The organism is Muriicola sp., assembly GCF_041567615.1.
In the GTDB taxonomy this organism is placed as follows: Bacteria; Bacteroidota; Bacteroidia; order Flavobacteriales; family Flavobacteriaceae; genus Muriicola.
Genome location: NZ_JBFGBM010000154.1, coordinates 1 through 6703, shown reverse-complemented (window position 1 = coordinate 6703; position 6703 = coordinate 1). Strand labels below are relative to the sequence as shown.

7 protein-coding genes are annotated in these 6703 nt (G+C 49.0%); 6 read left to right on the top strand and 1 reads right to left on the bottom strand.

Annotated features, from left to right (window positions below; genetic code table 11):
* From ABYP73_RS10385 to ABYP73_RS10365, 5 genes are all read left to right on the top strand, one after another.
* On the top strand, nt 1-905 hold a 905-nt coding region (locus ABYP73_RS10385; protein WP_372974272.1), incomplete at its 5' end, for a diacylglycerol kinase family protein.
* 107 nt (nt 906-1012) lie between these two features.
* Nucleotides 1013-1975 carry an L-threonylcarbamoyladenylate synthase gene (locus tag ABYP73_RS10380; RefSeq protein ID WP_372974271.1) on the top strand — a complete coding sequence of 321 codons (963 nt, stop codon included), beginning with the start codon at nt 1013-1015 and terminating at the stop codon, nt 1973-1975.
* Nucleotides 1976-1994: 19 nt separating this feature from the next.
* Entirely contained in the window at nt 1995-2489 is a 495-nt protein-coding gene (locus ABYP73_RS10375) for a VOC family protein (RefSeq protein WP_372946290.1), read from the top strand.
* A gap of 73 nt (nt 2490-2562) precedes the next feature.
* Nucleotides 2563-3198, top strand: a complete 636-nt coding sequence (locus ABYP73_RS10370; protein ID WP_372946289.1) for an intradiol ring-cleavage dioxygenase — start codon at nt 2563-2565, stop codon at nt 3196-3198.
* A 478-nt stretch (nt 3199-3676) separates the two neighbouring features.
* A complete protein-coding gene (locus tag ABYP73_RS10365) occupies nt 3677-4105 on the top strand; it encodes a peptidylprolyl isomerase (protein WP_372974270.1) in 429 nt (142 codons plus the stop codon).
* Nucleotides 4106-4217: 112 nt separating this feature from the next.
* On the opposite strand, the gene ABYP73_RS10360 is transcribed toward ABYP73_RS10365, so the two are convergent.
* Nucleotides 4218-5045 (bottom strand): sterol desaturase family protein, encoded by an 828-nt coding sequence (locus ABYP73_RS10360; RefSeq protein WP_372974269.1) that lies wholly within the window; start codon nt 5043-5045, stop codon nt 4218-4220.
* Between the two features lie 263 nt (nt 5046-5308).
* On the opposite strand from ABYP73_RS10360, the gene ABYP73_RS10355 reads away from it, so the two are divergent.
* Nucleotides 5309-6703: DASS family sodium-coupled anion symporter (locus ABYP73_RS10355; protein ID WP_372974268.1), on the top strand; the 1395-nt coding region annotated here is incomplete at its 3' end.

The window sequence follows — 6703 nt, the reverse complement described above, 5'->3', positions numbered from 1 at the left end:
TTATCATCAACAATAAGAACAACCGACTCCGGAAAAATTTGCCCGGGCTAACGGACTATTTTCAAGAGGCGTATCCCGCCCAGGTTGCCTTTCAATACACAGAAAGGAGAAAGCACGCGACCGAACTGGCGAAAAATGCCGTTGAGAAGGGATGTGACTACCTGGTCGCCGTGGGGGGAGACGGCACACTCAACGAGGTTATCAATGGAATAATGATGAGTGGTTTAGCACCGGAGAAATACCCTGTTCTCGGCCTGCTCCCTTTAGGTTCTGCGAACGACTTTGCCAGAACCGCGGGAATAAACGCTTCCTGGGAGGAACTAGACCAATGGATAAGACAGGGTTCTATCCGGCAGATCGACGTGGGCAGGATTTCCATGCAAGATATGAGAAAGGATCGTTTTTTTCTAAATATTGCCGGAGTGGGCCTGGGTCCCGAAGTGGTGCTGAAAATGGACAGGACCAGATCGGTTCTGGGGCCTTCCTTCCATTATTTCAAAAGCATCCTCTCAGGATTCTGGAGTTACAGAAAAAAAAGGGTGCAATGCCAAAGCCCTTCCTGGAAGTGGGAGGGGAAACTCCTGCAGATGGCCATTGCCAATGGCCGTTTTTTTGGGAATGCGATTTGCATAGCCCCGGATGCCTCCCTGTCAGATGGTCAGTTCCAGGTGGTCATCTTTGGGGACCTGAGCATTTGGGACTATCTGAAAAACCTACGGAAATTAAAGAGGGGAGTAAGAATAGTGCATCCGGAAGTCAGTTACTGGGCAGCAAATGAAATCAGGCTTGAAAGTACGGACGTATGCGGGATTGAGGCCGACGGGGAGTATGTGGGACATTTGCCCGCCGGCATCAGCATTCTCCCCGGGAGGGTACGTCTGCTGATGCCGTCTCTACACGATTAAACTCTTAAATTTGCCTTTAATATTTCGATAAATACCTGACGTGAAATTGTCAGAATCCCTAACTTGGCATCCCGCTGCCACCGCAGCAATACAGGCAGACGTTATTTATGATCACTGAGGATATACAGGTTGCCCGAGCAGAACTTGAAAAGGGAGGCATCATCGCCTTACCTACGGAGACCGTTTACGGTCTGGCAGGCAACGCCCTGGACGAAGGGGCAGTTGGCAAGATCTATTCGACCAAAAAAAGGCCTAGCTACAATCCGCTGATCGTTCATATCAAATCGGCCGACTATCTTTCTCAGGTAGCGTGCGATATCCCTGAACAAGCCTATGTGCTGGCCAAAGCCTTCTGGCCGGGGCCCCTTACCCTGGTCCTGAAGAAGCAGAGCAGAATACCCGATATGGTCACTTCTGGGAAGGATACGGTGGCCGTCAGGGTTCCGGACCATCCCCTTACTTTGAAATTGTTAGAGCAACTCGATTTTCCCCTGGCCGCCCCCAGCGCCAATCCGTTCGGTTCTATAAGTCCGACCTCAGCTGCACACGTTGAGCAGTATTTCGGAGACACCCTTAATGTCATTTTGGATGGAGGTGAATGCCGTAAAGGAATAGAATCCACCATCATCGGGTTTGAGGATGGCAGACCAGTGATCTTCAGGCTGGGGTCCCTCTCCCTGGAGGAAATCCGAGAAAAAGTGGGGGAAGTGTCTTTCAGAACAAGGAGTGAGGATCACCAGCCCACAGCACCAGGGATGCTGCTCAGGCATTACGCTCCCTCAACAGAAACTCATTTGGTGGAAGATGTTTTGGAACGGGTGAAAATTCAGACCGGCAAGAAGATTGGACTCTTACTTTTTAAGGAGGCAAAGGAAGGTAAGGGCATATTCCATCAGGAGGTCCTTTCGCCCTCAGGAGACCTGGCAGAAGCGGCCAGGAACCTCTACGCAGCCATGCATCGCCTAGACAACCTGAACCTGGATTTGATTATAGCCGAAAGGCTTCCTGACACGGGCCTGGGAAGGACGATCAACGATAAGCTGGAACGGGCCACGCACCGGGATAACTGAATAAGTAAAGAAGCTGTGTATGGAGAAGAACGAATACACCTTGCCACCCGAAACCCGTATCGGACATGTACACCTGAAAGTGTCCGACCTGCAGCGGTCACTCGATTTCTACTGCGGACTCCTCGGTTTTAAACTGACCACGACCTATGGGGAAGACGCTGCTTTTATTTCGGCCGGAGGGTATCATCATCACATCGGATTGAATACCTGGTTCAGCAAAGGGGCCGGACCCGCCCCGAGGCGGTCTGTTGGTCTTTTTCACACGGCCATCCTGTTTCCGACGAGAAGGGACCTGGCCAGGATCCTGCAAAGACTTCTGGACGCTGATTATCCACTGACCGGGGTATCAGACCACGGGGTTTCTGAGGCTTTGTACCTGGACGATCCCGATGGGAATGGAGTAGAGCTCTACTGGGACAGGCCCGTGGAGGAATGGCCGAAGAAAGCCGATGGTTCTTTGGAGATGTATACCAGGCCTCTCGACCTCAATTCCCTGCTGATGGAAATTCGCTGACCAAACTATTTTGGCTGAAAATCAGGAAAGGTCATTGAGGAAGACACTGAAAATTCCTTATCTTAAAAGGCCTATGGAAGGACGAAATTTATTCTTTCTGGGATTATTAATAAGTAGTTTCACCATCCTTTCCTGCCAGCATTCCAAAGGACAGAAAAATCCCCGGCTTGTTGGAGGACCGTGTGAAGGCTGTGAAGCTATTTTTGAATACGGCGACCGGGTGCTGAGCCCGGTAGATACGCTGCCCGACTTCCATTCCGGGGGGCAGAAGATCCAAGTGACAGGGACTATCTATAAACCGGACGGGAAAACCCCGGCCCCGGGTGTCGTCCTGTATGTGTACCATACGGACAGCAATGGACAATATACTTCGCGGCCCGGACAAACCGGTTGGGGGAGAAGACATGGGTATAACCGCGGGTGGGTAAAAACGGACGAGGAAGGAAGGTATACTTTTTTCACCATCAAACCCGGCGTTTACCCGGACAGGTCCGAGCCTGCTCATATCCATCCCACCATCCTAGAACCTGACGGGAAGTACTACTGGCTTGGAAGTTATTTTTTTGAAGGTGATCCCTTGTTGACCGAGAAGGAGACGAAACCTTCTGCCCCAAGAGGAGGAAGTGACGGCATTCTAAGATTGAGGAAGGAAGGCAATATCTGGGTTGGAAAACGGGATTATATCCTGGGGAAGAACATCTCTAATTAGTAATAACCCCGAAATCAAGCCGCCAACCTTCGATGAGAACAACCTGTCAAATCAATAAAGGCGATCCACCAAAAAAATAAAGTCAGATTCCTGGTGGGAAGTAAAAGAGTTGGCCCTCCCTGAACTACCACCGCACCTTCGGGGAGGTTATTAAAAACCACAGGGATGCCGCAAAGATCAACGATGCCATAACCCTCCCGGTGGGAGGAGCATGGAAGGAGCATTTCGAGATGACTGAAAATTTTGACTACTACGGTCCGGAGGGCTTTCATCCTTCTCAGAAAGGAAGTGCAAAGACGGCCGAAGTTATTGTGGAACATTTGTTTTTTGCAATAATGTACCCTACTCAGGGGAATAGTTCCCTGTGGAATTACGGTAGAGGTTTTAGACCTGTCTAATAAACACAAGGAACATTCGTCTAGCCGTTTTGGTCTTACTACCTTTGCACCTTTAAATGAAAACCATAGAAAACAGGAACATGGGAAAAGTAAAAGCCAATGATACCATAAAGGTACATTACACAGGAAAATTAACGGACGGTCAGGTATTCGACAGTTCTTTGGAAAGGGAGCCCCTGGAGGTTACCCTGGGCCAGGGATCCTTGATACCCGGTTTTGAAAAAGGACTGATCGATATGGAGGTAGACGAGGAAAAGACCATCGTCATTCCTAAAGAGGAAGCCTACGGAGAAGTGAGGGAGGAGTTATTCCAGAAGGTCAGCAAGAGCGACCTCCCCGAGAATATAAACCCTGAAGTTGGGATGGGTCTTATGGCCACCAGACCAGATGGATCTGAACAACAATTGAGGGTGGTCGATGTCCAGGAAGAACACATCGTGATCGACGCCAATCATCCCCTGGCGGGTCAGGACCTGATATTTGATCTGACCTTGGTTGAAATAAAATAATACGGTAATTCAAAAGTTCAGATAAGCTTCAAGCCCGGATGTGGGTTTGAAGCTTTTTTGTGGGGTTGAGGTCAGCGTCCGGACAACTCTGAATGAATACCGGGGCACGCATTTACTTCTTTACTCCCGGGGCAACCGATGTACGGGTCTTGGACTTTTCCACCTGCTCTCGTTCCCAGACAGTCGGACTACCGAAGAGTATAACCCATGTTTTCATGGGTCGTTTCCAGATATCTTTGAGCAGGTCGCCCCAGGCATGAAATACGAGGTATACAGGATTAAAGGAATCTACGGGTTTGGTGATCCCATATATAGCCTGCTCTTTTTCCTCCTGAAAGGTCCCGAAGATGCGGTCCCAGATTATTAGGGTAGAACCGAAATTCTTATCGATGTAGTCGGCATTTGTCGCGTGATGAACGCGATGATGGGAGGGGGTTACAAAGATGTATTCTATCGGTCCGGGCAGCTTCCTGATCAGCTCTGTGTGGATCCAGAATTGGTAAAGGATCTCCAGCTGATGAACAATGATAAAGACTATGGGGTCAAAACTCAACATAAAAACGGGTACGAAGAAAACCAGTTTCAGATTCTGAACCCACGAGAGGCGGAATGAGGTTGAAAAATTATAGTATTTAGAACTGTGGTGCACTACATGGGTAGACCACCAGAAGCGTTGTCTGTGGGAGATCCGATGAGACCAGTACCGAACGAAATCCAGCGCAAAAAAACAAAGGATATAAGACCACCAGGTATGAGGGATGGTCCACGGGGTTAGGTTATAACAGATCACGACGATATAAAAGATACCCACCTTGGTGAGCGCATTGATAAACAGATTGCCAAATCCTATGGCCGAGGAGGCTAAAAAATCCTTTCCGTGATACAGCTTTCTTCGTTTGGTGTAGGACAGATAATATTCAAGGGCCACCAGGCCAAACATGATCGGGGCGGCTATCCAGATAATCGTATTGAAGTCTAATTCGAGAAGTCCTTGTAGGGTAAGTCTGTTATGTTCGATGGAAAAATGTTCTTTATTACAAACCTATTACATTTAATGTTAATATCGGTAGGTTCGTAAAGAGTTTATGACTTATACATGAAATTTTTAGGCCTTTGATTTCCGCGATAAATTAGTAAGTTTAAACCATCAGCCCTCAACTTATTTCGGGCAGGTCAAAAATCTCCTGGAATAAAACTTTATTAATGACTGAAAGTCGACCTCAGACCACCACTTTCGAAGACCAAAAATCACGCTGGATCAAAAGAGCCGTTACCCTGGTCTTCGGCCTTATGATTTGGTACGTGCCTATTCCCTGGGACCTTTCTGCAGATTCCTGGCACTTGTTCGCCATATTTATCACGGCCATCGTCGGGGTCCTGCTCGAAGCCCTGTCTATCTTTACAGCCTCCATCCTCGCCCTGGTAGCGGTGGTTTTACTGGGAGTGCTTACACCGGAAAGAGCTTTTTCGGGATTTTCAGAGAGTTTTATCCTGTTGATACTGGCGGCATTCCTGGTGGCCAAAGGCGTCATTAAATCCGGATTGGGCAGGCGGATCGCATTTTTATTGATCCGAAGGTTTGGCAGGTCGACCCTCAACCTGGGATATTGTATTGTAGCCACAGACACCCTGCTCGGCCCGGCTATCCCGAGCAACACGGCCAGGTCGGGGATCCTGTATCCCATCACCCATGCCCTGGCGCTGGACACCGGTTCTCTGCCTACTGAGGAGGGCAGAAAGAAGACCGGTACCTACCTGATGATGACGGCCATATCCGGACATACCATCAGCTCTGCTTTGTGGTTTACTGGGATGGCAGCAAACCCTGTAGGCGCCGGCTTGGCTGCACAATTCGGGGTGAATATGAATTTCGGCAACTGGTTCTTCGTGGCCTCCCTGCCTTGTATCATTGCCCTTATCGTAATTCCGATAGTCCTGTATAAGCTATTCCCTCCTGAGCAAAAATACACCCCGGAAGCACCGAAACACGCGAGGGAAGCGCTGGAAGAGATGGGTCCTATGAGTCAGAAGGAATGGATCATGGGTATTACTTTCATTGGGATGATCCTGTTATGGGCTTTTTCCCCCGTCTTCAATATCAATCTGGCCATAGTTGCATTTTTAGGGCTATCTATTCTCATTCTCGCAAATGTGTACACGCTCGAAGATATACGGCAGGGTGCCGGGGATGCTTTGGAAACATACGTTTGGTTCGCCATTCTCTACATGATGAGTTCGGCATTGAACGACATGGGTTTCATGAAGACGCTGGGGGCCCAGATCGCGACCCTCATCAGCGGTTATCACTGGGTTTCGGTATATGTTCTGCTTACGGTACTCTATATCCTTATACATTATCTGTTCGTCAGCCAAACTGCCCACCTGCTGGCTCTTTATGCCGTATTCCTGCAGGTTGCCGTGAATGCCGACGTACCTGCTGCGCTGATGGCATTTATGCTGTCTTTCGCAACCAATTATTTTGCAGTAGTCTCTCCCCAGGCTTCCAGTTCCAATGTGCTATTTGCCGGTAGCGGATTCCTGCCTTCTGATGATATTTATAAACAGGGTGCCGTGGTTACGGTCCTGAATACGGCCATC